Below are 25,575 nucleotides of genomic sequence, written 5' to 3' on the forward strand. Positions count from 1 at the left end.
CCGGGCCGGCCCACGCGGCCCGGCCCGGCCCGTGCCGCTCAGCCGGCGACCGGCTCCGAGGACGGGCGGCTCTCCTGCGGTGCCGGTTCCGTGTCCACGGTGCCGGGCTCCGCTCCGGTCCCGCCTGTGAGGCGCTGGAAGACCTTCGCGCCGATGACGAGACCCACGGGAAGCAGCAGGTACCAGCCGAAGAAACCGAAGACGACGAGCACCGCGACGAGCGAGACGACGGCGCCGAGGCGCCCGAAGGTGCTGCCGCGCAGCAGCTTGACCGCGGCCGACAGCCCGGCGACGTACACCGCGACGAAGCAGGCCGAGGCGGCGGTCATGATCGGGTCGAGCCGGATGTCCAGGGCGGCGGCGCAGATCAGCAGGACGGCCGTCAGCGAGGCGAGGACGACGAGGCTGCGCTTGGGGATCTCGCCCGCGCGGTTGCCCTTGCCGAGCGCGCGCGGCAGGTCGCCGTCCCGGCCGAGGGCGGCGCCGAGCCGGGAGCCGCCCGCGATGTAGGCGTTGACGGTGGCGAAGGTGAGCAGCGCGGCCGCCACGGCGGTGACGGCACGGGCGGAGTCGCCGATGCCGCGCTCCAGGAGCAGGGTCAGCGGCACCGAGCCGCGCTCCGGGTCGGAGCCGAGGACGGCCATCGAGGTGGTCGCCACGCCCAGGTAGAGGACGGCGACGACGACGATGGTCAGGCCGGTGACGATGGGCAGCTGGCGGCGCGGGTTGGAGAACTCGCCGGACAGGTGGGAGACCGCCTCCCAGCCGGAGAAGGCGAAGAAGAGCAGCGTCGCGGCGTGTCCGACGGCGAGCCAGCCGTGCGGCGCGAACGGGGTGAAGTTCTCGCTGTGCGAGTCCGGCGCGGCGACCGCGATGGCCACCACCATGAGCGCGGCGAGCATCCCGACGAGCAGCAGTTGCAGCCCGCCGGAGAGCTTCAGGCCCAGCCAGTTGCTGACGTACGCGCCGAACAGCAGGGTCGCGGCCACGCCCAGCGACATCAGGTAGCCGCCGCCGAGCGCGTCGGCGACGTAGGAACCGCCGACGATGGCGGCGCTCGCCGTGCCCACGGGGACGGCGAAGTAGAACAGCCAGCCCACGGGGGCGGAGGTGCGGGGGCCGAACGCCTTGGCGGCGTAGGTGGCGACGCCCCCGCCGTCGGGGTAGCGCATGCCGAGGGAGGCGAAGGCGCTGGCGATCGGGACGCAGAAGGCGACCATCAGGGCCCAGGCCACCAGGGAGGCCGGGCCCGCCTCACGGGCGGTCAGGGCGGGCAGTGCGAGCACGCCTCCGCCGAGGACCGCGCCGACGTACAGCGCGGTTCCCTGTGCCACGCCGATGCGATGGCTGGAACTCATGTCTTCTCTTTCCATGGGGTCGGTCGGGGGAGGTCGGTCGGGGTCACCGGGCGACGAGGTCGTCGCGCCGGGCGCCGGCCCGCAGGTCCAGGTCCTTCAGGAACCGGTCCGCTTCGGCCAGGAAGCCGGGCACGTCCAGCAGGAACGCGTCGTGCCCCACGTCGCTCGTCTCGTCCCGCTCGTGCCGGGCGGCGAGCCCCCGGCCGGCGAGTTCGGCTGCGATGTGGTCGCTGTGCTCGGGGCCGAAGAGCCGGTCGGAGGCGAAGCTGTAGAGCAGTACGGCGGGCTCCGCGGCGGCGCCGGTCAGCCGGTCGGGCACCGCGAACGCGTCGAAGTGGTCCATCGCGCCGATGAGTTGGAGATAGGAGCGGGCGTCGAAGCGGCGCAGGAACTTGTCCGCCTGGTGCTCCAGGTAGCTCTCGACGGCGAAGTCGCCCTGCACGAGGGACGACGGATGGGTGCGGGTGCCCCCTTTGCGCGGCGCGCGCCCGAACTTGCGGTGCAGCGACGCCTCCGACAGGTATGTCAGATGGGCGATCATCCGCGCGGTGCCGAGCCCGGTCCGCAGCCCCGCCTCCCGTACGGGCCCCGCGGTGCCGTCGCCGCCGCGGATGGCGTACCGCGCGACCGCGTTCCAGGCGAGGTTGTCGGCGCTCTGCCGGGCCGTGGCCGCGATGACCGCGAAGCCGTCCGCGTCCTCGGGGTGGCGCAGCAGCCACTCCAGGGTCTGCATGCCGCCGAGCGAGCCGCCGACGACGGCGCGCAGCCTGCGGATCCCCAGCTCGGCGAGCAGCGCGCGATGGACGGTGACCATGTCGGCGACCGTGACCTCGGGGAACGTCTCCCCGTACGGTGTTCCGTCGGGCCCGGCCGTCCAGGGCCCGGTGGTGCCCGCGCAGCCGCCCACGACGTTGGCGCAGACCACGAAGTACCGGCGGGTGTCCACCGGTCTGCCGGGGCCCACCATCGTCTCCCACCAGCCGGGCGTGTCGTCGGCGTGGTGCCGCGCCGGGTGCGCGTCGCCGGTCAGGGCGTGACAGACGAACACCGCGTTGTCGCGGGCGTCGTTGAGCCGGCCGTAGGTTTCGTAGGCCACCTGCACCGGGGCGAGTCGGGCCCCGGAGGTCAGCGCTAACGGGCGGTCGGCCGTGAAGGGCACGGCGAGTGACAGATGTTTGCCGGTCGGTGCGGGCCAGTCCGTGAACACCACAGTTTCCCCCTGAAGTCGTGTGCGGTTCGGCCGGATCAGACAGCGGCGAGGGCCTGGTCGAGGTCGTGGATCAGGTCGTCGGCGTGCTCCAGACCGACCGCGAGACGCACCGAGCCCTGGGTGATGCCGGCGCCGAGCAGGTCCTTCTCGGGCAGGTGGGCGTGGGTGGTGGAGGCCGGGTGGGTGGCCAGGGAGCGGACGTCGCCGACGTTGGTGACGTGCGAGAACAGCTTGAGCCCCTCGATGAACCGGGCTCCGGCGGTGCGCCCGCCCTTCAGCTCGACCATCACCATCGGCCCGAACTCCCCGCCCAGGTACCGCTTGACCTGGTCGAGCTCGGTCCCCTCGGCGAGGCTCGGGTGGCGCACCAGGGAGACCTTGGGGTGGTCGGCGAGGAACTCGGCGACCTTCAGGGCGTTGGCGGAGTGGGCGGGCATGCGCAGCGGCAGCGTCTCGATGCCCTGGAGGATGAGGAAGGCGTTGAAGGGGCTCATGCACAGACCGAGGTCGCGCAGCAGGGTCTCGCGGGCCTTGAACAGGTAGCTGCTGCGGCCGCGGGTGTCGGGGAGTTTGCGGCACTCCTCGCCCCACACGACGTTGCCGTACGCCGGGTCGGGCTGGGTCATCTGCGGGTGGCGCGGGGAGTTGTTCCAGTCGAAGTTGCCGCTGTCGACGATGATGCCGCCGATCGCCGAGCCGTGGCCGCCCAGGTATTTGGTGCCCGAGTAGACGGTGACGGCGGCGCCGAACTCGAAGGGGCGGCAGGTGAACGGCTGGAGGGTGTTGTCCATGATCAGCGGGATGCCGTAGCGCTGCCCGATCTCGGCGACCTCGCCGATGGGGAAGATCCGCAGCCGCGGGTTGGGCAGGGTCTCGCCGAAGTAGAGGCGGGTGCGTTCGTCGGTGGCCTCCTCGAAGTTCTTCGGGTCGGCGGGGCTGACGAACCGGGTCTCGATGCCGAGTCGTTTCAGGGTGGCGCCGAGCAGGCTCCAGATGCCGCCGAAGAGCTCGTTGGAGGAGACGATGTTGTCGCCGGCCTCGACGAGGTTGAGGATCGCGAGGGTCACCGCGGCGTGCCCGGAGGCGGTGGCCAGACCGGCGACACCGCCGTCGATCTGGGCCATGCGCTCTTCGAGGACGTTCAGGGTGGGGTTGCCGAGCCGGGTGTAGGCGTGCCCGTTGCCCTCCAGGCCGAAGAGGCCGGCCGCCATGTCGGCGTTGGGGAACTCGTAGGCGGCCGTCATGTAGATCGGCGTGATGAGGGGCGGGTTGACGCCCATGCGGACATGGCGGCCGCCCTGGATGGTGGCCGATTCGCGCCGCGCGTAGCCGCGGTTGTCGAACAGCGCCGCTTCGTCGGTGGACAGCATGAAGAGAGCCCCTTTCGGGCTGTGGGAATGGTGTGTGGGACAGCGAGGAACTTAAGGATCGTTCAACGATCCTTCAATCCAACGACCACATGCTGGGACGCCAATCCCCCACAAGCGGTCGCAAGGCGGCAGAAGAGGCCGATAGGAGAGATGTCCCGACGATCTCTGACGATCCCTCATATCGCCTTCGTAGAAAGCGATTTCAGGCGAAGGAAGCGGAAGTCGGGGTTCAGGGGCGGGTGCAGGTCAGCGACGGGAGGCCGAGGTCAGAGGTACGTCATCGACTGGTACAGCTCCTCCAGCCGCCGGTTGACGCGCCGCAGCCAGCCGCTCGCCCTGGTCAGCAGCCGGCGTGGAGCCGAGGTGCCGGTCACGCGCTCACCGACCTCTCGTGCAGCAGCGACACCGCGCGCCGGGCGGAACCGATCGCACCGGCCTGCCAGCCGATGTAGTGCGTCAGCCAGTCACCGGCGAAGTACACCCGCCCCGCGGGCTCGTTGAGCAGGTCGTAGGCGGCACCGGAGTTCTCCGGCCACTCGATCCAGCCGCCCTCGATGTGCGGGATCCGGTGCCAGGCGACGGCGAAGCCCGAGGCCAACTCCTCGCGATGGGCGGGACCGTGGATCCGCTCGCCGAGCGCGACGGCCCGCGCGATCCGCTCCCGAGGGGTCAACGCGCCGAAGTCCAGGGCGTCCTGGCGGTAGTGGTAGTAGCCCACCAGCACCCCGCGCGCCGAGTGGAACCCGTGCGAGGGGTACCAGACGTGCGTCAGCGGCAGATCCGTCTCCGTGATCCCGCCGTAGATCCGGTGGTCCTCCTCCCACCAGCGGCGCCGGTACTCCAGCCCCAGCTTGCCGACCGCCAGGGGCGCCGGTGTCCGCAGCGCCGACTGCACCGCGGACCCGAGGTTGTGCGCGGTGCGCGCCAGAACGTGGGGCGGCAGCGCGGCCACGCAGTAGTCGGCCCGCTCCACCCGCTCCCGGCCGCGCGCGTCCGCGTACCGCACCTCGACCCCGGTGCCCCGGTCGCGGATCTCCCGCACCACGGACCCGTAGGAGATCCGCCGCTCGCCGACCCGCTCCACGAACGCCTGCACGATCCGGTCCATGCCGCCGACCGGCTGGAACATCATCATCGCCTGGTCGTAGTCGACCTCGAAGGAGAGATAACGGCCGGTGCCCCGGGCGAGGTACTCCGACAGCGACGGCAGCGGCCCGTACGGCTCGCCCGTCAGCCCGGCGGCCCCGGGCGGGACGGTGTAGCCGCGCCGGGGCCCGCCCCGGTACTCGTAGTCCTCCGCGCGCTTGCCGATCGAGCCGAAGTCGCCGAGGAAGGCCAGCAGTCGCTCCCGGTCCTCGGCGGTCAGCTCCTTGTCCAGCGCCCTGCGGTCGACGGCCTTCGCCAGCAGCTCCGACACATAGCCGTGGGCGTCGGCCTTCACCGTGCGGTGCCGCAGCGGGGCGCCGACCTTGTCCAGGTACACATACGCGTCACCGTTCTGGTTCGCGAACGGCTCGATGGGAACGCCCAGTTCACGGCAGTAGTCGAGGGTTACCATGTGCTGCGCGATCCGGGCCGGGCCCGCGTTCAGATACTGCCCCGCGGAGAACTCCGCCCGCTGTGTCCCGCCGCCCAGCTCACGCTCCTCGGTGCCCGAACGCACCGTCCAGTTGCGGCCGCCCGGACGCGGCTTGGCCTCCAGGATCCGGCACTCGTAACCGGCCTTGGCCAGCTCGTACGCCGTGGTCAGCCCCGAGATGCCGGCGCCCAGGACCACCACCTTCGGTGCCTTGCGCCCACCGGTGAAGTCGCCCTCGCGCGGCGGCACATACGCCCGTCCCGACTGCGCGGCGGCCGCGTCGGGGGCGAGCCCGAGCGCCCCCATGGTCGCCCAGAGCATCCCGGCACCGCCCGCGACACCCACCGTCCGCAGAAACTCCCGTCTGCTGCCGTACCCACCCGTCACCGCTGCCTCCGCCTCATGTCCCGTTCGTGACGCGAAGAGCATCCGTAGGCGGCCGCCCTCGCGGGAATGCCACCCCGATCGCCCGGCCGGGCTGCCCGATCGGGCAGTAGCCGATCGGCCACCCCGACCGCCCGCCCGCCCGACCCTCCCGCCCGACGGCCCGTTACGAGGAGGGTGAGCGCTCTACGACGGGGCTGGGAGCCGGGGGCTGGGGCGCAGGCGACGGCGGTGTCGCGCCCGTGCAACCCGCCTCTTGCCCCCCAAGTCCATTTATCTAAAAGGGAGTTGAAGATGAGCGAGGTGTACTCCATGGACCCCCGCACGGGCCTGACCATGGAAATGGTGGCGGAGGACTCCGACGCCCAGGAGGTGGCCCGGGTGTGTGTGGCCGCCGCCGAGGCCGCCGAGGCGCTCGACCGTATGGGCGCGGCGGGCCGGGCCGCGCTGCTGGAGGCCGTCGCGTCCGAGCTCCAGGCGGACGGCGCCCTCCTGGTCCGTACGGCCGACCGGGAGACCGCCCTCGGCGAGGACCGGCTGGCCGGTGAACTCGCCCGCACCTGCGGCCAGTTGCGGTTCTTCGCCGAGGTGCTGCGGGAGGGCTCCTACGCCGACGCGGTGATCGACCGGGCGAAGGCCGCGGACGCCGCCGGTCCGGAGCGGCCCGACCTGCGGCGGATCATGACGCCGATCGGCCCGGTCGCGGTCTTCGGCTCCAGCAACTTCCCGCTCGCCTTCTCCGTCGCGGGCGGCGACACCGCCTCGGCACTCGCCGCGGGCTGCCCTGTCGTGGTCAAGGCCCACCCTTCCCACCCGGCCACCAGCCTGGTGGCGTTCCGCGCGGTCACCCGGGCGGTGGCCGCCACCGGCGCGCCTGTCGGCACGGTGGGGATCGTCTGGGGATTCGAGGCCGGCCGGGCGCTGGTCCTCGACCCCCGGATCAGGGCCGTCGGCTTCACCGGCTCGCTCACGGGCGGCCGCCAACTCCACCGACTGGCCACCTCGCGCCCCGAACCGATCCCCTTCCACGGCGAACTGAGCAGCCTCAACCCGGTCTTCGTCACCCCCGGCGCGGCACGGGAACGGGCCGAGTCGATCGCCCGGGGCTTCGTGGCGTCCTTCGCCTTCGGGCACGGCCAGGTGTGCACCAAGCCCGGCCTGCTGCTCGTCCCGGCGGGCCCCGACGGTGCCGCCCTGCGCGCGGAGGTGGCCCGGGCGGTGGCCGAAGTGGCCCCTTCGTGGCTGCTCAATGACGGTATCCGGACCATGTTCCGGCAGGGCGTCGAGCGGCTGTCGGCCCTGCCCGGTGTGCGCCCGGCCGCCGAGGGCCAGACCGCGGGCGACGACGAACGACGCGTAGGTGCCGTCCTGTTGAGTGTCGACGCCAAGGAACTCCTCCAGGGCGAGGCGCCTTTGCTGGAGGAGTGCTTCGGGCCGTTCGCCGTGCTCGCCGAGTACCAGGACACGGCCGAACTCGAGGCGGTGGCCGGGGCGTTGGACGGCCAGCTGTCCTGTGCGGTGCATGCCACGGACGCGGAGCCGGAGCTGGCGGGGCGGCTGATCGACCGGCTGGCCCGGGTGTGCGGAAGGGTCGTCTGGAACGGGTTCACCACCGGCGTGGCCGTCGGCTGGGCCACCCATCACGGTGGCCCGTACCCGGCGACGACGTCCCCCGAGCACACCTCGGTCGGCGCCGCGTCCGTCGCCCGGTTCCTGCGTCCGGTCTGCTACCAGTCGGTGCCCGACGCGCTGCTGCCGCCCCAGTTGCGCGAGGCCAACCCCCTGTCCCTGCCGCGCCGTACGGACGGGGTGCGCGTCTGACGACCACCCCGGGCGGCCCAACTGGGCGTTGATAGAAAGGGCTTGCTAAAGATCTGTCCCGAGGTCAGACTGTTTCGCGGTTTGTTACGTGGTGACCGACGTACGAGGGGGACGGTCCATGTCCACAACCGCCGAGCACGTGGCTGTCCTGACCAGAAGCGAAGTGCTCCGTGCGGGGGTACGGACCCTGCTGGCCCGCGTCCCGGGCGTGGCGTCCGTCCGCGACCACGCGTACGAGCCGCGGGCCGCCGCGGCCATCGACTTCGCGGACGTGGACATCCTGCTGCTGTCCTGTCCGCGCGAGGACTGGGTGCGCGAGACCGCGGCGCGGGCGGGCGCGGCCGGCACGAAGGTGCTGCTCCTGCTGGACGAACGCATGGTGGACGACCCCGACTCGATCCGCGGGGTCGTCGCCCACGGCGTCCTGCTGAAACACGAGCTGACGTCCGACGCCCTCACGCTCGCCTTCGCCCAGACCCGCAACGGCGGCTTCCCGCTGCCCTCGGCCTTCTCGCACGCCCTCATCAGGCGTTCCCCCGGCCCTTCCCTCGCCCAGCGCGAACGCATCGCCACCCTCACCCCACGCGAACGCGAGACCCTGGACCTCCTCGTGGAGGGCCTCAGCAACAAACTGATCGCCCGCCGCCTCCGCATCTCCGAACACGGCGCCAAACGCCTCGTCGCCAACATCCTCGCCAAGATGAACTGCCCCAACCGCACCCAGGCGGCAGCCATCGCGGTACGGGAACACGCGGTACTCAGCGGGGCGTGACCGCCGCCATAGGCGAGTTGAAGGCCGGAGACCACCGAAACCGAGTCCGCCGGGGGCTGGTAACCGTCCACGCCCCGGGCTCACCGGACCCCTGTCCGCGAGGGCCCGGCAGGCCGCTGGCCTCCATAAAGGACTGAGGGAAAGAACTACCCGCCCACCCACCCTCCCCGGCCGCACGGCTCGCGTCACTCGTCCGAGTGACCGGCTTGCAGACGCGGGATGGGGGCGGTTACGTTCGCCGCGACAACAGCACACAGACTTCGGCCCCCGCCGGGACGGCAATCCCGAACGAGGGCCTGACCAAGCAGGAAGCTAGACCTTCCCCATGGCTGACCCGCAGTCTAACGCGCCCTCGCGCGCCGACGCCGGAGCACCGACCTCCGGCGTGATCCACGTACGCACCCGCCTCACGGCCGACTTCACGGTGATCTCCAACGCCCTCGCCCAGCGACGTGGCAGCGCGGTCACGGTCGGCGTCGCGGCGTACATCTCCTCACTGCCCGACGGCTCGTCCGTGACCATCCCAGCCCTGTGCAAGCACTTCAGCGAGGGCGAGATCCTGATCTCACGGGCGCTCAGGGAGTTGGAAGCGGCCGGCTACCTGGAGCGCCGCCGCGAGCGAACGCCCACCGGGCACGTCCGCACCCGCACGTACTTCTACGACGCCCCCGGCGCCGATCCGGATACGGCCCCGGACCCGGATGGACCTCCCGAGCCGTCGAAGCCGCGTAGACCCCGAAAGCAGGGCGCCGCCATTGCGGTCACACCGGCATCCGCGCCCACTGAGAAGGCGGTGACCGTGCCCGCACCAGCCGAGACGGGGACGCCGATCCCGCTCGCCGACGCCGACCCCAAGGCCATCGCCGTACTCACGGCCCTGCGGCGGATCGACCCCCGCCTCATTCTGTCCGCGCAGGAAGCCGCCCGCCTCGCCCCGGCCGTCACCCGGTGGCTCGCGGCGGGTCTTCTGCCCACGCACATCACGGACCACCTCACCGCACGGCTCCCGGACCACTTCCTCACCCGCCCGGCCGGCATCCTCGCCTACCGGCTCAAGGAGACGCCCCTGCCGGTACCGACCAGAAGCGCGGAAGTCCCAGCACGTCCGGCGGTCACGCCCCTGCGGAACTGCGACGGGTGCGATCGGGGATTCCGCTCGACGGAACCCGGCCGTTGCCGGGGCTGCCGGGCCGGGGACCAACTCCGTGCGGCCGGCTGAACCGATGACTGGGTGTGCGGTCCCCCCGCAGGTGGGAGGCTTGGTGTGGCACGATGCGAAATCCGGTGCCAGGAGGAGGTGGGGCATGGTCGACAGGTTCGATGACGGGCTCCTGACGCCCGCGGAGACTGCCTCCTACCTTGAGATTCCGCAGTCGACCCTCACCTCGTGGCTGAAGGGCAAGGCCGCCGGAGCGCCGCTGGTCCACCAGGTCGAGCCGGTGCGGAGGGGGCAGCCTTCGGTGCCGTTCATCGCGGTGGCCGAGGCGCATGTTCTTCGTTCCCTGCGTTCCCTGGGGCTTCGCATGAGCGAGATCAGGGAGGCGGCCGCCGCCGTACGGGATGCCTTCGACACCCCTTACGGCCTCGTGTCGAAGCGGATCGCCACGGACGGCGTGGACATCTTCATCGAGCACGGTTGGGGAGACCTCCGCAGAGCACGCGACGGCCAGGTCCCCATCCATGAAGTGGTCTCCGACTATCTCCGTTATCTCACTTGGGAGCCCGGCGAGGACTTCCCCTCCAGCCTGCGCCTGAGGCAGTACCCGGACTCCGTCCCCGTCGTGATCGATCCGAGGTTCGGCCACGGTCTCCCAGTGGTGGCCGCCAACCGCGTCACGGTCCAGGCCATCACCGACTTGTGGGAGGCCGGGGAAACGGTCGAAGACATCGCGTACGACTACGACATGACGCCCGAGCAGGTGAACGCGCTCTGCCGGGCCGTGGTGCACCTTGCCGCCTGAGTTCTTCCTCGACCGGAACCTCGGTCGCCGTGTCGCGGAAGGACTGAGAGCCTGCGGGTGGACGGTTCACCGCATCGGGGACGTCTTTCCTGACGACGGGCAGGACGTTCCGGACGAGGAGTGGATCACTCACGGTCTCGACCGGTCCTGGGTCCCGCTGTCGAAGGACGGGCGGATCAAGACCCGGGACCTGGAGATTCAGCCCGTCCTGGCGCGCGAGGCGGTGCTGTTCTACCTGGACAACCAGCAGCTTCGCAGCGTCGAGATGGTCGAACGTCTCGTCGCACGTCGTGACGCCATCCACCGTGCTGTCGAGAAGCGCGGCCCGGCGGCATACGCCGTACGGCACGACCGTGTTGAGCGCACCTGGCCGTGACGGGGGGCGCCCGGTGGTGCCCTCCCCTACGCGTTGCTGAGACGGGCCGTCGCCTCGCGCAGGACCTCGTCCTTCTTGCAGAACGCGAATCGCACCTGGCTGCGGCCGGCCTCCTTGTCGTCGTAGAAGACCGAGTTGGGGACGGCGACGACGCCGGAGCGTTCCGGCAGGCCGCGGCAGAAGGCGAGGGCGTCCTTCTCGCCGAGGGCGGCGATGTCGGTGGTGATGAAGTAGGTGCCCTGGGGGCGGAAGACCTCGAAGCCCGCCGCGGTGAGCCCCTCGGAGAGGATGTCGCGCTTGGCGCGCAACTCCTCGCGGAAGCCGGTGAAGTAGCTGTCCGGCAGCCGCAGCGCCTCCGCGATCGCGTACTGGAACGGCCCCGACGACACGTACGTCAGGAACTGCTTCGCCGTACGGACGGCCGCGACCAGCGGCGCGGACGCGGTGATCCAGCCGACCTTCCAGCCGGTGAAGGAGAAGGTCTTGCCCGCGGAGGAGATGGAGACCGTACGGTCGCGCATCCCCGGCAGGGAGATGAGCGGGACGTGCTCGGCGTCGTCGTAGGTCAGGTGCTCGTACACCTCGTCCGTGACCACGATCAGGTCGCGCTCGACCGCCAGTTCGGCGATGGCCGTGAGCTCCTCGCGGGTCAGCACCATGCCGGTCGGGTTGTGCGGTGAGTTGAGGAGCAGCAGGCGCGTGCGGTCGGTCACCGCGTCCCGCAGCGCGTCGAGGTCCGGGCGGAAGTCGGGGGCGCGCAGCGTCAGCGGGACGCGGGTGGCGCCGGCGAGACTGATGCAGGCCGCGTAGGAGTCGTAGTACGGCTCGAAGGCGATGACCTCGTCACCCGGCTCCAGCAGCGCGAGCATCGTGGCGGCGATGGCCTCCGTCGCGCCCGCGGTGACCAGCACCTCGGTGTCGGGGTCGAAGGTCAGACCGTAGAAACGGTGCTGGTGGTCGGTGACGGCCGTACGCAGCTCGGGGACGCCCGGCCCCGGCGGGTACTGGTTGCCCCGGCCCTCGCGCAGCGCCCGCACCGCGGCCTCCCGTACGGCCTCGGGGCCGTCCGTGTCCGGGAAGCCCTGACCGAGGTTGATGGCCCCGGTCCGCATCGCCAGTGCCGACATCTCCGCGAAGATCGTCGTGCCGAATCCGTCCAGCCTGCGGTTCAGCAACGCCCTGTCGCCCATGTCCTCGCCAACTCCTCGCGCGTGTCACCGACCGTCCCGGTCACCCGGCCATCCTGCGCCCAAGCTCTGGACTTCCTCAACTCTGCTTTGGCTGGTGAGACACGGGGGCATCTCCCTCGCACGCACAACGCGAGGCGCCCACGGGGGGTCGTCTCGGGGAAACGGAAGGAGGGTGGCGCCATGGTTCTCGGCATCATCCTGGCGATTGCCGCGGTACTCGTCTTCGTGGTCGTACGACTCAGCCTTCGGGAGGACAGGCAGGCCGCGAGGAGCCGGTCCGCGGCGCGGGGGCGCCGCCGCAGCGGTGGGGACAGCAGCGGCAGCTGGTGGGCCGGCGGCGGGGCGAGCGGAAGCGTCGGCTCCTCGTGCGGTTCGTCCGGTTCCTCCTGCGGCAGCAGCTCGTCCTGCGGAGGCGGGTCCTCCTGCGGTGGCGGGGGCGGCTGCGGCGGCGGCAGCTGAGCCGCGGACGGGGGGAACGCCATGCTCATGGCTCTCGGCATCTTCGTGCTGGTTCTTTTTCCTGCCCTGCTCCTGACGGCGATCGTGGGGGCCGGCCGCAGGCAGGGGAGCCGGCGGTCCGGACGGTCGTCCGGCGGCGGCAACAACGGCAGCGGCAGCAGCGACAGCTGGGCAGACGGGGGCGGAGACAGCGGCGGAGACAGCGGTGGCGCGTCCTGCGGCAGCAGCTCGTCCTGCGGAGGCGGGTCGTCCTGCGGAGGGGGCGGTGGGGGCGGATGCGGTGGAGGCAGCTGACACGGGGCAGCTGAGCTTTCCGCATCCGGAACACGAGAGCCGGGCCCGCACGGGGGTGGGGCCCGGCTCTCCGTGTGCCGCGAGCGCCCCGATGCTCCGGCGCACGCCCTGGCGGGCCTGGCGTGCGCCGTGGTTGAACACGTGAACAGTGGAGCCCTCTGAGGGATGGAAACCCCACGAAGTTGGGTAAAAACCCTGTGGCGGCGCCACAGTTCATGATTCTCTCTAAATCACCTGACTCGGCGGCCCTTCGGACGTCCCAGAGCCACCCCTGCTGACCTCCCGACCGGGCCGACCGGGCCGAATCCCCGCCGGTGTCGACCCGGGTGCGCCGGAACCACACCTCCCTTTTCTTTCTTTGCGTGCTTGCGGAGCCGACCCATGCTCACGACCCTCAACACCTCGTACACCGACACGCGCGCGGCCGACCTCGCCTGGGCCCTGGGGCGCGAGCCGCTTCCCGCCCTCGCGACCCTCGACCTCGTCCTCGCCGGGACGAAACTGGAACTGAGACTTCTCGGGGCGTCCCACCAGGTGCTCCTGGAGGAGGAGCGGGGCACCTGTTCGGAGACGGTGGCATGCATCCCGGGCAGCAGCACCCCGCTCCCGCTGGGCGTCGCCAAACGGATCGGCGACTGGGAGTACGAGTTCGCGGCCCGGGTCGAGGCCCTCTCGCCCGGCCGGTTCGCGGGCCGCGCCCAGGAGTTGCTGGCCCTCGTCTCCGACCACCCGCACGGCCTCGCCGGCGTCTTCCCCGGCAGCCCGCACGCCTTCACCGCGCTGCTCGCCCAGCGCCATGAGGGACAGGTGCTGTGGCGGACCTGGCACGCGTACCCGCAGGACGGACAGTTGGTGGCGACCAGGACCCGGGTGGGGGTGAGAGTCCCGGCGAGCCGGCTCAGCGCGACCGGCGCCTGACCCGCGTCCGACCCGTCCCTGACCCGCGTCCGCCCGTCGAGGAGCCGGTGCGAGCGTGGTGGGAACGTGGTGCGAACGTAGTGCGAGCGCACAAACACCGCACGCCTCAATGCCCCACAGTTCCACACGTGTGGGTGACGAAGCGTGCACCGAGTGTGACGTACGGTCGCAAGGTGATCGAACCGCACGCGCCCGCCCCACCCGGCACCACGCCGCCCTGGGCCGGGCCCGCGCGGCTTCCCGTCCGGCCCGGGATCGGCAGGTTCCTGGTGCTCGCGGGCGTCTTCGTCTGCGCCGCGTGCGGACTGGTGTACGAACTCGAACTGGTCGCCCTCGCCACCTACTTGATCGGCGACTCGGTCACCCAGGCCTCCGTCGTCCTCTCCGTCATGGTCTTCGCGATGGGCATCGGCTCGCTCCTCGCCAAGCGGCTGCGCTGGCACGCGGCCGCCGCCTTCGGCGCCATCGAGGCCGCCCTCGCCCTCGTCGGCGGTTGCAGCGCGATGGCCCTCTACGCCGTCTTCGCCTGGACCGGCGACTGGGGCGGCGCCTGGGCCAACGGCTCACGCTGTCTGCTGGTCGCGTTCTCGCTGGCCATCGGCCTGCTGATCGGCGCCGAGGTCCCGCTGCTGATGGAGCTGATCCAGCGCATCCGCCGCCAGGACGCGGGCGGCGCGGTCGCCGACCTGTTCGCGGCGGACTACGTCGGAGCCCTCGTCGGCGGCCTGGCCTTCCCCTTCCTCCTGCTGCCCCTGCTGGGCCAGCTCACGGGCGCCCTGATCACCGGCACGGTGAACGCGATCGTGGGCGGCGCCCTCGTACTGGGCCTCTTCCGCCGAGACCTGTCCTGCCGCGCCCGCTGTCTGCTCGTGATCGCCAACCTCACGGTGCTCGGCATCCTGGCCGCGGCCGCCGTCCTGGTCGACGACTTCGAACGGGCGGCCCGCCAGGCGGTGTACGGCAACGACGTACGCGTAGCCCTCCAGACCGACGTCCAGGAGGTCGTCCTCACCGGCGGCACCCGAGGCCGCCCCCTCGACCTCTTCCTCGACGGCCGCCTGAGGATCAGCGGCCGCGACGAGCGCCGGTACCACGAGGCACTGGTCCACCCCGCGATGTACGGCGAGCACGCGCGCGTACTGATCCTCGGCGGCGGGGACGGACTGGCCGCCCGCGAGGTGCTGCGCCATCCGGACGTACACCACGTGGACCTCGTGGAACTCGACGCTGGAGTGGTGCGGCTGGCCCGCGAGGACCCGGCGCTCGCCGGACTGAACGGACACGTGTACGACGACCCGCGCGTCCAGGTCACCACCGGCGACGCGTTCAGCTGGCTGCGGGGGGCGCCGAGAGGAGCGTACGACGTGGTGATCGCGGACCTGCCCGATCCCGGGATCACGGCGAGCACCAAGCTGTACTCGCAGGAGTTCTACGGCCTGGCCAGACGCGCGCTGACCCCGACCGGCCGCCTCGTCGTCCACGCCGGCCCGGTCGCCACCCGCCCCCGCGTCTTCTGGACCGTGGACACGACCATCCGCGCGGCGGGCCTGCGGACGGCGCCCTACTGCGTACGCGGCCGCGACGCGGGCTTCGCCGCGGGCCCGGACCGTACGACGGAGGCGAGCCGCGCGCCCCAGGACTGGGGGTTCGTCCTGGCCTCGGCGGGAGCGCGTCCCGCACTGCGGCTGGACACGCGTGAGCCGACGCCGCGGACGCTGACGGAGGCGGGGCTGGCGGCGGACGGCAGGGCGGCCCAGCGGACGCGGGTCGGCGGCCTCGCCGTGTCGACGCTGGTGCATCCGCGGTACTGACCGGGAGGGTGCGCCAGACGCGCGGTCACTTTCGGGCAACGGAGGTGCACGACGGCGCCCACTGGGTAGGCTCCGCAGACATGGAGCATGAGGTGTTCGTTCCGGTTCCGGCCGAGCGGCTCAGGGAGGCGCTGGCCGATCCCGTTCGGGTCGCCCGGGCCGTTCCCGGGCTCCAGCAGGACGCCGGCGCCGAGCCCGTCACCGGGCGGCTGAAGGTCCGCGTCGGCGGCCACACCATCACCTACCGCGGCACGGCCCGCCTCTCCGCGCACGAGGACGGTTCCTACGCCGTCGAGGGCGACGCCACCGAGGCCCGCGGTACCGGCGCGGTGAAACTCACCCTCACGCTGCGGGTGGACGAGGCCGACGGCGGCGCCACCCTCACCTTCGACGGCACCGCCACCGCGGACGGCCGCGTCACGGAACTCCCGCCGGATGCCGTCACCTCGGCCGCCACCCGCCTGCTGAACCGTTTCGCGGAGAACCTGGCGGCGTCGGGGGACCCGAAGCGGGGGGCGCAGCCCGAGCGGGCGGCGGCTACCGAGGGGACGGGAGCCACCGGGGACACGGCGACCACCGGGGACGCCGGCACTGGCACCGGTTCCGGTACCGACGGCTCGGCGACAGCGGAGGACACCGAGCCGCCGACCGCCGCCGACGCCCCCGAAGCCACGGCCCCCACGGAACCCGCCACCCCCACGGAACCGGCCGCCCCCGACACCCCCCTCGCCTCCGAAGCCACCGAGGACTTCGAACCCGCCGCCACCGGTGACTTCGAGGCCGGTCCGGACGCCGAGGACGCCCCGGTACCCGCGGAGCAGCCCGCCGACTTCACCCCCACCCCCGACCTCCCCGCCGAAGCCGCCCACGCGCGCCGCACGATGATCGGGCGGAGTGCGGAAGAGGTCGACCACGCCCCGCCGCGCGGCCGCTACGCGCCCGTGCCCGCCCCGCAGACCGTCGCCTCGCACTCCGCGCTCCGCTGGGCGGCCCCCGCCGCGGCGCTCGTGGTCGCGTCGGCGATCGTCGCCGGCCGGGTGCTGCGCAGGCGGCGCTGAGACCGGGCTACGGCCGAGCCATGGAGGGTGGCCGGAAGCACCCCCTTGATCACCCCAGTAGGGTCGTCCCGTGAGTAGCGAACCCATCACGCTGACCGCGGGCGACGCGGAGGTGACCGTACTGCCGGGCAACGGCGGCCGGATCGGCGGACTGCGCGTCGGCGGCACCGAACTGCTGCGGCAGGGCGACCGTTTCGGCTGCTTCCCGATGGTGCCCTGGTGCGGCCGGACCAGGGAGGGCCGTTTCCGGGACGGCGGGACGGTCCACCAACTGCCGCTCAACTCCCCGCCGCACGCCATCCACGGCACCGCCCGCGACGGCGCCTGGCGCACCGCGCGCGTCTCCGAGGACGAGGCGGTCATCACGTACGACCTGGTCGAACCGTGGCCCTACCCGGGCCGTGTCACCCAGCAGGTGGCCCTGACCCCGGACGCCGTGACCCTCACGATGTCCGTCGAGACGTACGACTCGTCCTTCCCGGCCCAGATCGGCTGGCACCCGTGGTTCAACCGGAACCTGGGCGGCGAGGACGTACAACTGGCCTTCTCCGCCGCCTGGCAGGAGGAGCGTGGCGAGGACCACCTGCCCACCGGCAACCGCCTCGACCCCAAGCCCGGCCCGTGGGACGACTGCTTCGGGATGCCCGGCGGCGTCGACGTGACGCTGACCTGGCCGGGGCAGCTGGAGCTGAAGGTGGCCAGCCGCGAGGAATGGGTCGTGCTGTACGACGAGCAGGCCGAAGCGGTCTGCGTGGAGCCGCAGACCGGGCCGCCGAACGGCCTGAACACCTTGCCCCGCCTGGTCACGCCCCTGGAGCCGCTGGAGGCCTCGACGACCTGGAGCTGGCACCGCCTCTAAGCTGGGCGGCATGACGGACGACGTACGCGGCGAGCTGCTGCAGCAGATCAAGGACAAGGCCGTGGTCCACGGCAAGGTGACCCTCTCCTCGGGTCTGGCGGCCGACTACTACGTCGCCCTGCGGCGCATCACCCTCGACGGGGAGGCCGCCCCGCTGGTCGGTCAGGTCCTCCTGGACCTGACCGCGGACCTGGAGTTCGACGCGGTGGGCGGCCTGACGATGGGCGCCGACCCGGTCGCCGCCGCGATGCTGCACGCCGCCGCCGCGCGCGGTCGCAGGCTGGACGCCTTCGTCGTCCGCAAGGCCGCCAAGGCGCACGGCCTCCAGCGCCGCGTCGAGGGCCCCGACATCGCCGGCCGCCGCGTCCTCGTCGTCGAGGACACCTCCACCACCGGCGGCTCCCCCCTCACCGCCGTCGAGGCCGTCCGCGAGGCCGGCGCCGAGGTCGTCGCCGTCGCCACGATCGTCGACCGCGCGACCGGCGCGGCAGAAAAGATCGAAGCAGGCGCGGGGGTTCCCTACCGCTTCGCCTTCTCCAAGGATGAGCTGGGCCTGGACTGAGGCGAGCAGCACCGGTCAGGAGTGAACGGGCACGTCACAGGAAACGGCAGATGCCCATCACATTGGAAAGAAGAGGATATTCGGGCATAGCGCCTCGTTAGTTTCGCGTCATGATCACGCGAGGCCGCTACGTCGGCGTACTCAGGCTCTCCCAGGACCAACAGGTGTCCACGTCGATCCAGAGACAGCGGGAGAGCATCGAGTCCTACGTGAACGCCGCCTGCTTCCCCGGAGTCGTTGTCGGCTGGGCCGAGGACACGGACGTGTCCGGAGGGCTGTCCCCGTTCAGGCGCCCCCAGCTCGGTAAATGGCTTGCACGGCGGGCCGACGAGTTCGACGGGATCATCGCCATGAGCGTGGACCGCCTCACCCGTCGAGCGCTCCACTTCGGGCAGCTTCACGACTGGGGGCGGGAGAACAGCAAGCGCATCATCTGCGTTTTTGAGGGCTACGACTCCGAAGATCCCCAGACGAAACTGAAGGCCCAGACTTCGGTGGCCTTCGCAGAGGCAGAGCTCGACGCCATCACGGACCGGATCAGGGACGGCGTGCAGGGTCGGCTCGCCAATCGGTCCTGGGTCAGCGGTACACCGCCCATGGGATACGCAATCGCGAGTGTCCCGGGTCAGAACCGCAAGGTCCTGGTACGCGACCCCGGCTATGCACCGGTCATGGACCGCATCCTCGGGGGACTCGCCGACGGGAAGACGCTCAACCGAATCGCGCTCGAACTCAACGAGATGAGGGCGCTGACCTGGAGCGACTACCGCTTGACGCTTCGCGGAGCCGATCCCAGGGGCGCGTACTGGCAGCAGACCACCCTCGCCAACGCCGTACGCCGACCCACGTTCGCCGGCATCTACACCTACAAGGGCGAAGCCGTCGAGGACAGCGACGGGAACCCTGTGCTGATCGCGGAGAGCCCCTTCATGTCCTTCGAGGACTGGTCGGAGCTCGTCCTGCGACTGGAACCGCGAAAGCGGGAGGAGACGGCCCGTCAGGGGGCCTTGAAGCACCCCCTGACGGGGACGGCTCGTTGCGGCCGCTGTGGCAGCGCCCTCGGCTCCACCTCCGTCAGCCGGAAGCACGGCAGGTACCACGCCTACTACCGCTGCCCGAAGCGCGCCAAGAAGGGCGCGTGCGAGGCGAAGATGAACATCCGGGTGTCCGAACTGGAGGCGATCTTCGGCGAGGCCTTCGACGCCGCCTTCGGTGACGTTCTTCGTGACATCTGGGCCGACATGGATGTTCAGGATCGCAGGGCCTTCCTGCGCGAACACGGTGTCAGTGTCCGGGTGTGGCAGGACCTGGGGCCCCGGGCCGAGTACAGGGCGGTCATCGACTTCGGCGACCTCGCGGGCATGGCCAAGGGCTTGGGTCCCGGCTCACCGGCCTCGCCTGTCGATCATGGTCGGACAGATGAGCGGAAGAGGGGACTTTTGGGCGCTGTCACCCCTCCTAGGCAGGGGTAGCCTTAACGGCGCATACAGAAGGCCGAACAAGCCACGGCGCAGTGGCTCTCCCGAGGCCGGTTGACCCGCATGAGAGGAATGTGTCTTGGCTATCGCGACTCCCGAGGTCTACAACGAGATGCTCGACCGGGCGAAGGCGGGCAAGTTCGCCTACCCGGCCATCAACGTCACCTCGACGCAGACCCTGCACGCGGCGCTGCGCGGCTTCGCCGAGGCCGAGAGCGACGGCATCATCCAGATCTCGACCGGTGGCGCCGAGTTCCTGGGCGGTCAGTACAACAAGGAGATGGTCACCGGTTCGGTGGCGCTGGCCGAGTTCGCGCACATCGTCGCCAAGAAGTACGACATCACGGTCGCGCTGCACACGGACCACTGCCCGAAGGACAAGCTCGACGGGTATGTGCGGCCGCTGCTCGCCGTGTCCGAGGAGCGCGTGGCCCGGGGTGAGAACCCGCTGTTCCAGTCGCACATGTGGGACGGCTCGGCCGAGACCCTCGCGGACAACCTGTCCATCGCGCAGGAGCTGCTCGAGCGCGCCCGCGCCGCGAAGATCATCCTCGAGGTCGAGATCACCCCGACCGGTGGTGAGGAGGACGGCGTCTCGCACGAGATCAACGACTCGCTGTACACGACCGTCGACGACGCCATCCGGACCGTCGAGGCGCTCGGTCTCGGTGAGAAGGGGCGTTACCTGCTCGCCGCCTCCTTCGGCAACGTGCACGGTGTGTACAAGCCGGGCAACGTCGTGCTGCGTCCCGAGCTGCTGAAGGAGCTCAACGAGGGTGTCGCCGCCAAGTACGGCAAGACCTCCCCGTTCGACTTCGTCTTCCACGGCGGCTCCGGTTCCACCGAGGCGGAGATCGCGCTCGCGCTGGACAACGGCGTCGTGAAGATGAACATCGACACGGACACCCAGTACGCCTTCACGCGCCCGGTCGCGGACCACATGTTCCGCAACTACGACGGCGTCCTGAAGGTCGACGGCGAGGTCGGCTCCAAGAAGACCTACGACCCGCGCACCTGGGGCAAGCTCGCCGAGGCGAGCATGGCCGCGCGCGTGACGGAGGCCTGCGCCAACCTGCGTTCCACGGGTACGAAGCTGAAGTAACCCGCGAGACCACTGCGAGCCCGGTGCCCTGGCACCGGGCTCGTTGTATATCTGGGGCATGTCAGACGTCCGGCTGTCCTCGCCGCAAGGCAAGTGGATCCTGCTCACCACCGTGCTCGGCTCCAGCATGGCGATGCTGGACTCGACCGTCGTCAATGTCGCGCTGCCGCGGATCGGGCGGGATCTGGACGCCGATCTCGCCGCCCTCCAGTGGACCGTCAACGCGTACATGTTGACGCTGGCCGGCCTCATCCTGCTGGGTGGGTCGCTCGGGGACCGGTACGGGCGGCGCCGGATTTTCGTCGTGGGGGTCGTGTGGTTCGCCGCCGCCTCCCTGCTGTGCGGGCTCGCGCCGAACGCCGGTGTCCTGATCGCGGCCCGCGCCCTGCAAGGCGTCGGCGGTGCCCTGCTCACCCCCGGCTCGCTCGCCCTCATCCAGGCCTCCTTCCACCCCGACGACCGGGGGCGGGCGGTGGGTCTGTGGTCGGGGTTCGGGGGGATCGGCGCGGCGGTCGGTCCGTTCCTGGGCGGCTGGCTGGTGGACGGGCCCGGCTGGCGCTGGGTGTTCCTCCTCAACGTGCCGGTGGCGCTGCTGTGCGCCCCGATCGCCGTACGCCATGTCCCGGAGTCCGGGGACGGGCGTATCCATGCGCGCTTCGACGTGCTCGGGGCGGTCCTCGGGGCGCTCGCGCTGGCCTTCGTGACGTACGCCCTGATCGAGGCCCGCACGGCGTCCCTCGCCGTCGTCGTCTCGGCCGTCGCCGGGGTGGCCGCCGGGGTGGCGTTCGTGGTCGTGGAGAAGCGTCGCCCCGACCCGATGATGCCGCTGGACATCTTCGCGTCGCGGCAGTTCACGGCGGTCAACCTGGTCACGCTCTGCGTCTACGCGGCCTTCGGCGGTTTCTTCTTCCTGGCCGCGCTCCAGCTCCAGGTGGTCTCCGGCTACTCGGCGCTCGGCGCCGGTACGGCCCTGCTGCCGACGACCGCTCTGATGCTGCTGTTCTCGGCCCGCTCGGGCGCCCTCGCCGACCGGATCGGCCCGCGGATCCCGCTCACCGTGGGGCCGTTGCTGTGCGCGGCGGGGATGCTGCTGATGCTGCGGGTCGGGGAGGACGCCTCGTACGTCGTGGACGTGCTGCCGGCGCTGCTGGTCCTCGGCCTTGGCATGGTCACCCTGGTGGCCCCGCTGACCGCGACCGTCCTGGCGTCGGTGGACGTGGCGCGGGCGGGTCTGGCGAGCGGGGTCAACAACGCGGCGGCCCGGGCGGCGGGCCTGATCGCGGTGGCCGCGCTGCCGCTGGTCGCCGGGATGGGGGAGGCGGCGTACCGGTCGCCGGGCGCCTTCGACGAGGCGTTCGGGCGGGCGATGGCGGTGTGCGCGGGGCTGCTGGTGCTGGGCGCGGGCGTTGCCTTCGCGACCGTACGCCCGCTGCCGCCGGGCTGCACCCGCCCCGAATGCCTGCACCACGGCTCCGTCACGGCCCCGCCGCTGGAGGGTCGACCGGCGCGGAAACGGCTGGGGTAGCCCGGATCCCGCCGTACTGGCCCCGGCGGCCGTTCGTCATATGCGCGGATGGAGGAGACTTGACCCATGTCGATTCACGAGAACCTCCTCGGGGGACCGCCCCCGACCCACCTCCCCGACGACCCGGAGCCGCGTGAGCTGCTGGCCGGTGGCACCGCGCCCGCCGATGTCGCCGCGAAGTACCCGACGTCCTCGCTGGCCTGGGCCCAACTGGCCGACGAGGCGTTCGAGCGGGGCAGCGTCGTGGAGTCGTACGCCTACGCCCGTACGGGCTACCACCGCGGTCTGGACGCGCTGCGCCGCAGCGGCTGGAAGGGCCACGGACCCGTGCCCTGGGAGAACGGTGCTACATGTAATCGTTCAGTTTCTGCATTCCGTGCCGCCGTCGCTGCCTGAGTGACGGCGGCACAGACGTCTCAACTGCGGTGACTACCGCTTCAGTTCGGCGTACGCCTCGGCGCTGCTGTCCTTGAGGAACTGCCAGCAACGCTCCGTCTCTTCCTTCTCCTCGATCGCGCCGGCGGCACGGGCGAGGGCCGCGAGGCAGCGCAGGAACCCGCGATTGGCGCGGTGGTCCCAAGGGATGGGGCCATGCCCCTTCCACCCGGCCCGGCGCAGCGAGTCGAGACCCCGGTGATAGCCGGTGCGCGCGTAGGCGTACGACTCGACCACTCGCCCCGCCTCGAAGGCGTCGTCGGCGAGCATCGCCCAGGCAAGCGAGAACGTGGGGTGCTTCGCCGCGACCTCGGTCGGCGCCAGGGACTCCTCGCCCAGCAGGCGGTACGCCTCTTCGTTCTCCGGCAGGTAGGTCGGGTCCGGGCCGCCGAGCAGATTCTTGTGAGTCGTCATGCCGTCAGTCTGCCACCTCTCGCCTGATATCCGGGACGCTCGCAAGGGAAAAGGGCCGTGGACCGAGTGTGGGTGAGAACGGCGCTTGATGTCCCTGATCGTGATGTGCGACCATCCGGCGCATGGCGGCACGACGGGGGTCCTCCGGGGCCATACAGGTAGGCATCTACACCCGGATCAGCAAGGACGACGAGGCCGAGGGTCTCGGCGTCGCACGGCAGGAGGAGGACTGCCGGCTGCACTGTGCTGCCCGGGGATGGGAAGTCGCCAAGGTCTACGAGGACAACGACCTCTCCGCGTACAAGCGCAAGACGGTACGGCCCGAGTTTCGGCAGATGCTGGAAGACCTGAAGGCCGGGCGGATCGACGGGGTCGTCGCTTGGGACATCGACCGCTTCACGCGTCAGCCTCGTGAACTGGAAGCGTGGATCGACGAGTACGAGGACGCCGAGCGTCGGAAGCGGCACCTCGTCTTCGACTCCGTGTCGGCCTCGGACATCGACCTGTCCACGGAGAACGGCCGGTTCATCGCCCGGATCAAGGTGACCATCGCCAACAAGTCCTCGGCGGACACGTCGAAGCGGACGAAGCGCAAGCACCTGGAACTGGCGGCGAAGGGCAAGCTTCCCGGTGGTCGGGCGCCGTACGGATGGAACCGCGAGGACCGCAGGACGCTGGTGCCGGAAGAGGCCGAGAACCTCCGCAAAGCGGTGAAGGACTTCCTGGGCGGCATCCGCTGGGCGTCCATCGCGCGTGAGTGGCGGGACAAGGGGATCAGGTCGCACAGTGGAGGCTTCTTCGACGACTCCAAGATCAAGCGGATGCTGATGAACCCGCGGATCTGCGGCTATCGGATGCACCAGGGCGAGTTGTTCCTGGACGAGAGCGGTGGTCCCGTCGTCGGGGACTGGGAGGCGATCATCACCCCCGACGACTGGTACCTGCTGACGGAGAAGGTCAAGCGGGAGTCGGAGGGACGTGTCCCACGGGACAACGCCACCAAGTACCTGCTCTCCGGCATCGCTCGGTGTGGGCGGTGCGGTACGAAGATGCGGGCCTTCCCGTCGTACCGGAAGTCGAAGACGTCATCGCAGTTCAAGTACGCGTGTCCCGGTAGGAACGACGGTGGATGCGGGGGAGTGGCTCGGGCCGGCGAGCCGGTCGACCGTCTCATCAGGAACGCCGTGTTCCTCAGCTCGGACAAGGCGCTGGCGAACGTCCGCGAACGTGCGCCGGAGTGGACCAAGGAGGAGCAACTGGCCTCCCTGGAACGGGATATGGCCGAGTTCAAGCAGGCGTGGCAGGAGAAGCGCATGTCGGCCGCCCGCTACATCGCACTCACCGAGGATCTGGAGCGGCAGATCGCGGAACTGCACCGGGAGCGAGCCCTGCACCGGGCCGAGGCCGCGACCTTCGCTGCCGGCCCCATCGACATAAGGGGCCGGTGGGAGAACCTGGCGATCGAACAGCAACGCGCTGCGGTCCTCAAGGTCTTCCGCGCGGTCATCATCAAGCCCGCGTCCAACGGGCCGATCTTCGATCCGGCGGATATCGAGCCGGTGCTCCGGTGATACGAGGACGCAGGGTCCCCGTTGTGGCTGGGGACTCGGCGCCGTTCGTTCATGACCGGTCTATGCCGAAGATGCGGAGCAGGTCGTCGACCCACTCTTCGTCGCGGTCGGGGAGCTGAGCCTCAACTCGGCGCAGCCACTCGTCTTCGGTCAAAGAACCTGCCCCTCTCGCGCCGTGCCGCTGTGGGCGCCAGTTGGGCGCGAACGCGGCGGTGGGACGCGGGGAGGGAGGGCAGAGTCGGCGCGCGGTGTGGGTGCGGGGGCAGGGGGTATTGCGGGTTGGCGCAAGGGGTGGGTCCTCTTCTGGCGGGCGTGGGTGCGGCAACACTGGTCCGCCGGTCGATCGCTGGGGATGGGGTGAGGTGCCCGTGCTGGGGGTTTGCGGGCCCAGGACGGGGGTCGATGGAGGGTGGGGGCTATGCCTCGTCTGAGGTGTCGGCCGCGTCCAGGTGCTGGGCAGGTGGCAGTCCGTATGCCTCCAGGAGGTGCTTGGTGGACGCTTCGGCCATGGCGTTGGAGACCATCACGTCGGCTTCCTCGCGGATGTCGGGGTGCTCGGCGAGGTAGGCGTCCAGGGCGTCACGCGCCTGGGTGTAGGCGGCGTTGGCCCGCTGGGTTTCGCGGAAGGCGTCCACGACGGCGTCGATGAGCTCCATGGCGCGGGCCTGGGCGGCGAGCTGCGGGGGGCCCACGAGGTTGCGCAGGTCGATGCCGAAGACCTCGGCGAAGCCGATGGCCTCGTCGAGGTTGATGCGGCGCTTGCCGTTCTCGATGCGCCAGACCGCGGACGGATTCATCTCGTGGCCGGCCTCGTTCAGGCGGTCAGACAGGGCGTTGGTGCTCCAGCCACGGGCCTCGCGCTCCAGCTTGATGCGCACCGCGACGTTCGCCTCGCCGCTGAGCAGCACACCCTGCGGGGGGTCTTCATCGGCCACGGCCGCCTCCTTCCGTTCGTAGCAAGTCACTGCCGTATGCAGCAACCCCCAAACAGTAGCATGCGTTCTGCGAGACGCAGAGCACTTCTGCTATCTGCAATTCATGTGGCATAGTGGTAGCCCCACCTCCATC

22 protein-coding genes and 1 pseudogene are annotated in these 25,575 nt (G+C 71.0%); 16 read left to right on the forward strand and 7 right to left on the reverse strand.

Features of this window, described 5'->3' with window-relative positions; all coding sequences use genetic code 11:
• Positions 1-38: 38 nt before the first annotated feature.
• The 4 genes from ABKA17_RS16345 to ABKA17_RS16360 all read right to left on the reverse strand — a co-directional run bounded on the left by ABKA17_RS16345 (position 39) and on the right by ABKA17_RS16360 (position 5,838).
• Positions 39-1,358, reverse strand: coding sequence for an APC family permease (locus ABKA17_RS16345; protein WP_353692767.1), 1,320 nt, complete (start codon positions 1,356-1,358; stop codon positions 39-41).
• 43 nt (positions 1,359-1,401) lie between these two features.
• Entirely contained in the window at positions 1,402-2,565 is a 1,164-nt protein-coding gene (gene metX / locus ABKA17_RS16350) for a homoserine O-acetyltransferase MetX (protein WP_353692768.1), read from the reverse strand.
• 38 nt (positions 2,566-2,603) lie between these two features.
• Positions 2,604-3,938: an O-acetylhomoserine aminocarboxypropyltransferase/cysteine synthase family protein gene (locus tag ABKA17_RS16355; protein WP_353692769.1), complete on the reverse strand. Its 1,335-nt coding sequence runs from the start codon at positions 3,936-3,938 to the stop codon at positions 2,604-2,606.
• Positions 3,939-4,308: 370 nt separating this feature from the next.
• Positions 4,309-5,838, reverse strand: coding sequence for a flavin monoamine oxidase family protein (locus ABKA17_RS16360; RefSeq protein WP_353693011.1), 1,530 nt, complete (start codon positions 5,836-5,838; stop codon positions 4,309-4,311).
• Between the two features lie 357 nt (positions 5,839-6,195).
• Here ABKA17_RS16360 and ABKA17_RS16365 point away from each other — a divergent pair, with 357 nt between their 5' ends.
• The 5 genes from ABKA17_RS16365 (at position 6,196) to ABKA17_RS16385 (ending at position 10,831) form a co-directional block, all read left to right on the forward strand.
• Positions 6,196-7,722, forward strand: coding sequence for an aldehyde dehydrogenase (NADP(+)) (locus ABKA17_RS16365; protein WP_353692770.1), 1,527 nt, complete (start codon positions 6,196-6,198; stop codon positions 7,720-7,722).
• Between the two features lie 118 nt (positions 7,723-7,840).
• Positions 7,841-8,494, forward strand: coding sequence for a helix-turn-helix transcriptional regulator (locus ABKA17_RS16370; protein WP_353692771.1), 654 nt, complete (start codon positions 7,841-7,843; stop codon positions 8,492-8,494).
• A 325-nt stretch (positions 8,495-8,819) separates the two neighbouring features.
• Entirely contained in the window at positions 8,820-9,713 is an 894-nt protein-coding gene (locus tag ABKA17_RS16375; protein WP_353692772.1) for a dihydrolipoyllysine-residue succinyltransferase component of 2-oxoglutarate dehydrogenase complex, read from the forward strand.
• A gap of 85 nt (positions 9,714-9,798) precedes the next feature.
• The gene (locus tag ABKA17_RS16380) at positions 9,799-10,455 is read left to right on the forward strand and encodes a DUF433 domain-containing protein (RefSeq protein WP_353692773.1); all 657 of its coding nucleotides are present in this window, start codon (positions 9,799-9,801) and stop codon (positions 10,453-10,455) included.
• Positions 10,445-10,831: a PIN-like domain-containing protein gene (locus ABKA17_RS16385; RefSeq protein WP_353692774.1), complete on the forward strand. Its 387-nt coding sequence runs from the start codon at positions 10,445-10,447 to the stop codon at positions 10,829-10,831. Before ABKA17_RS16380 ends, ABKA17_RS16385 begins: the two co-directional genes overlap by 11 nt.
• A 26-nt stretch (positions 10,832-10,857) precedes the next feature.
• Here ABKA17_RS16385 and ABKA17_RS16390 read toward each other — a convergent pair whose 3' ends face one another.
• Positions 10,858-12,021: a pyridoxal phosphate-dependent aminotransferase gene (locus tag ABKA17_RS16390; protein WP_353692775.1), complete on the reverse strand. Its 1,164-nt coding sequence runs from the start codon at positions 12,019-12,021 to the stop codon at positions 10,858-10,860.
• A 180-nt stretch (positions 12,022-12,201) separates the two neighbouring features.
• Between ABKA17_RS16390 and ABKA17_RS16395 the strand changes: the two genes are divergently transcribed.
• The 10 genes and pseudogenes from ABKA17_RS16395 to ABKA17_RS16440 all read left to right on the forward strand — a co-directional run.
• Complete coding sequence (locus ABKA17_RS16395) at positions 12,202-12,480, forward strand: hypothetical protein (RefSeq protein WP_353692776.1); 279 nt, start codon at positions 12,202-12,204, stop codon at positions 12,478-12,480.
• Between the two features lie 675 nt (positions 12,481-13,155).
• Positions 13,156-13,692 (forward strand): DUF2617 family protein, encoded by a 537-nt coding sequence (locus ABKA17_RS16400; RefSeq protein WP_353692777.1) that lies wholly within the window; start codon positions 13,156-13,158, stop codon positions 13,690-13,692.
• 173 nt (positions 13,693-13,865) lie between these two features.
• The gene (locus ABKA17_RS16405) at positions 13,866-15,503 is read left to right on the forward strand and encodes a polyamine aminopropyltransferase (protein ID WP_353692778.1); all 1,638 of its coding nucleotides are present in this window, start codon (positions 13,866-13,868) and stop codon (positions 15,501-15,503) included.
• An 80-nt stretch (positions 15,504-15,583) separates the two neighbouring features.
• Positions 15,584-16,561 carry an SRPBCC domain-containing protein gene (locus tag ABKA17_RS16410; RefSeq protein WP_353692779.1) on the forward strand — a complete coding sequence of 326 codons (978 nt, stop codon included), beginning with the start codon at positions 15,584-15,586 and terminating at the stop codon, positions 16,559-16,561.
• A gap of 70 nt (positions 16,562-16,631) precedes the next feature.
• Entirely contained in the window at positions 16,632-17,420 is a 789-nt protein-coding gene (locus tag ABKA17_RS16415) for an aldose epimerase family protein (RefSeq protein WP_353692780.1), read from the forward strand.
• A gap of 10 nt (positions 17,421-17,430) precedes the next feature.
• A complete protein-coding gene (gene pyrE / locus ABKA17_RS16420) occupies positions 17,431-17,982 on the forward strand; it encodes an orotate phosphoribosyltransferase (RefSeq protein WP_353692781.1) in 552 nt (183 codons plus the stop codon).
• Between the two features lie 110 nt (positions 17,983-18,092).
• The gene (locus ABKA17_RS16425; RefSeq protein ID WP_353692782.1) at positions 18,093-19,454 is read left to right on the forward strand and encodes a recombinase family protein; all 1,362 of its coding nucleotides are present in this window, start codon (positions 18,093-18,095) and stop codon (positions 19,452-19,454) included.
• 85 nt (positions 19,455-19,539) lie between these two features.
• Positions 19,540-20,562: a class II fructose-bisphosphate aldolase gene (fbaA, locus tag ABKA17_RS16430; protein WP_353692783.1), complete on the forward strand. Its 1,023-nt coding sequence runs from the start codon at positions 19,540-19,542 to the stop codon at positions 20,560-20,562.
• A 58-nt stretch (positions 20,563-20,620) separates the two neighbouring features.
• Complete coding sequence (locus ABKA17_RS16435; RefSeq protein WP_353692784.1) at positions 20,621-22,087, forward strand: MFS transporter; 1,467 nt, start codon at positions 20,621-20,623, stop codon at positions 22,085-22,087.
• A gap of 66 nt (positions 22,088-22,153) precedes the next feature.
• Positions 22,154-22,429, forward strand: a pseudogene (locus ABKA17_RS16440) (DUF3151 domain-containing protein); the annotation flags it as partial.
• A gap of 87 nt (positions 22,430-22,516) precedes the next feature.
• Here the strand turns inward: ABKA17_RS16440 and ABKA17_RS16445 are convergent.
• A complete protein-coding gene (locus tag ABKA17_RS16445; protein ID WP_353692785.1) occupies positions 22,517-22,936 on the reverse strand; it encodes a DUF3151 domain-containing protein in 420 nt (139 codons plus the stop codon).
• Between the two features lie 122 nt (positions 22,937-23,058).
• Here ABKA17_RS16445 and ABKA17_RS16450 point away from each other — a divergent pair, with 122 nt between their 5' ends.
• The gene (locus tag ABKA17_RS16450) at positions 23,059-24,507 is read left to right on the forward strand and encodes a recombinase family protein (RefSeq protein WP_353692786.1); all 1,449 of its coding nucleotides are present in this window, start codon (positions 23,059-23,061) and stop codon (positions 24,505-24,507) included.
• Positions 24,508-24,923: 416 nt separating this feature from the next.
• Here ABKA17_RS16450 and ABKA17_RS16455 read toward each other — a convergent pair whose 3' ends face one another.
• Positions 24,924-25,442 carry a helix-turn-helix domain-containing protein gene (locus ABKA17_RS16455; protein ID WP_353692787.1) on the reverse strand — a complete coding sequence of 173 codons (519 nt, stop codon included), beginning with the start codon at positions 25,440-25,442 and terminating at the stop codon, positions 24,924-24,926.
• Positions 25,443-25,575: the final 133 nt, after the last annotated feature.

The organism is Streptomyces sp. RG80 (assembly GCF_040446465.1).
Lineage (GTDB): Bacteria > Actinomycetota > Actinomycetes > Streptomycetales > Streptomycetaceae > Streptomyces.

Bases quoted from the DNA above. Each gene is read 5' to 3' on its own strand.
- ABKA17_RS16445 (WP_353692785.1), bottom strand. From the start codon at position 22,936: ATGACGACTCACAAGAATCTGCTCGGCGGCCCGGACCCGACCTACCTG.
- ABKA17_RS16450 (WP_353692786.1), top strand. From the start codon at position 23,059: ATGGCGGCACGACGGGGGTCCTCCGGGGCCATACAGGTAGGCATCTAC.
- ABKA17_RS16360 (WP_353693011.1), bottom strand. From the start codon at position 5,838: ATGCTCTGGGCGACCATGGGGGCGCTCGGGCTCGCCCCCGACGCGGCC.
- ABKA17_RS16395 (WP_353692776.1), top strand. From the start codon at position 12,202: ATGGTTCTCGGCATCATCCTGGCGATTGCCGCGGTACTCGTCTTCGTG.
- ABKA17_RS16425 (WP_353692782.1), top strand. From the start codon at position 18,093: ATGATCACGCGAGGCCGCTACGTCGGCGTACTCAGGCTCTCCCAGGAC.
- ABKA17_RS16410 (WP_353692779.1), top strand. From the start codon at position 15,584: ATGGAGCATGAGGTGTTCGTTCCGGTTCCGGCCGAGCGGCTCAGGGAG.
- pyrE (WP_353692781.1), top strand. From the start codon at position 17,431: ATGACGGACGACGTACGCGGCGAGCTGCTGCAGCAGATCAAGGACAAG.
- ABKA17_RS16435 (WP_353692784.1), top strand. From the start codon at position 20,621: ATGTCAGACGTCCGGCTGTCCTCGCCGCAAGGCAAGTGGATCCTGCTC.
- ABKA17_RS16375 (WP_353692772.1), top strand. From the start codon at position 8,820: ATGGCTGACCCGCAGTCTAACGCGCCCTCGCGCGCCGACGCCGGAGCA.
- ABKA17_RS16370 (WP_353692771.1), top strand. From the start codon at position 7,841: ATGTCCACAACCGCCGAGCACGTGGCTGTCCTGACCAGAAGCGAAGTG.
- ABKA17_RS16365 (WP_353692770.1), top strand. From the start codon at position 6,196: ATGAGCGAGGTGTACTCCATGGACCCCCGCACGGGCCTGACCATGGAA.
- ABKA17_RS16390 (WP_353692775.1), bottom strand. From the start codon at position 12,021: ATGGGCGACAGGGCGTTGCTGAACCGCAGGCTGGACGGATTCGGCACG.
- ABKA17_RS16345 (WP_353692767.1), bottom strand. From the start codon at position 1,358: ATGAGTTCCAGCCATCGCATCGGCGTGGCACAGGGAACCGCGCTGTAC.
- ABKA17_RS16400 (WP_353692777.1), top strand. From the start codon at position 13,156: ATGCTCACGACCCTCAACACCTCGTACACCGACACGCGCGCGGCCGAC.
- ABKA17_RS16355 (WP_353692769.1), bottom strand. From the start codon at position 3,938: ATGCTGTCCACCGACGAAGCGGCGCTGTTCGACAACCGCGGCTACGCG.
- ABKA17_RS16380 (WP_353692773.1), top strand. From the start codon at position 9,799: ATGGTCGACAGGTTCGATGACGGGCTCCTGACGCCCGCGGAGACTGCC.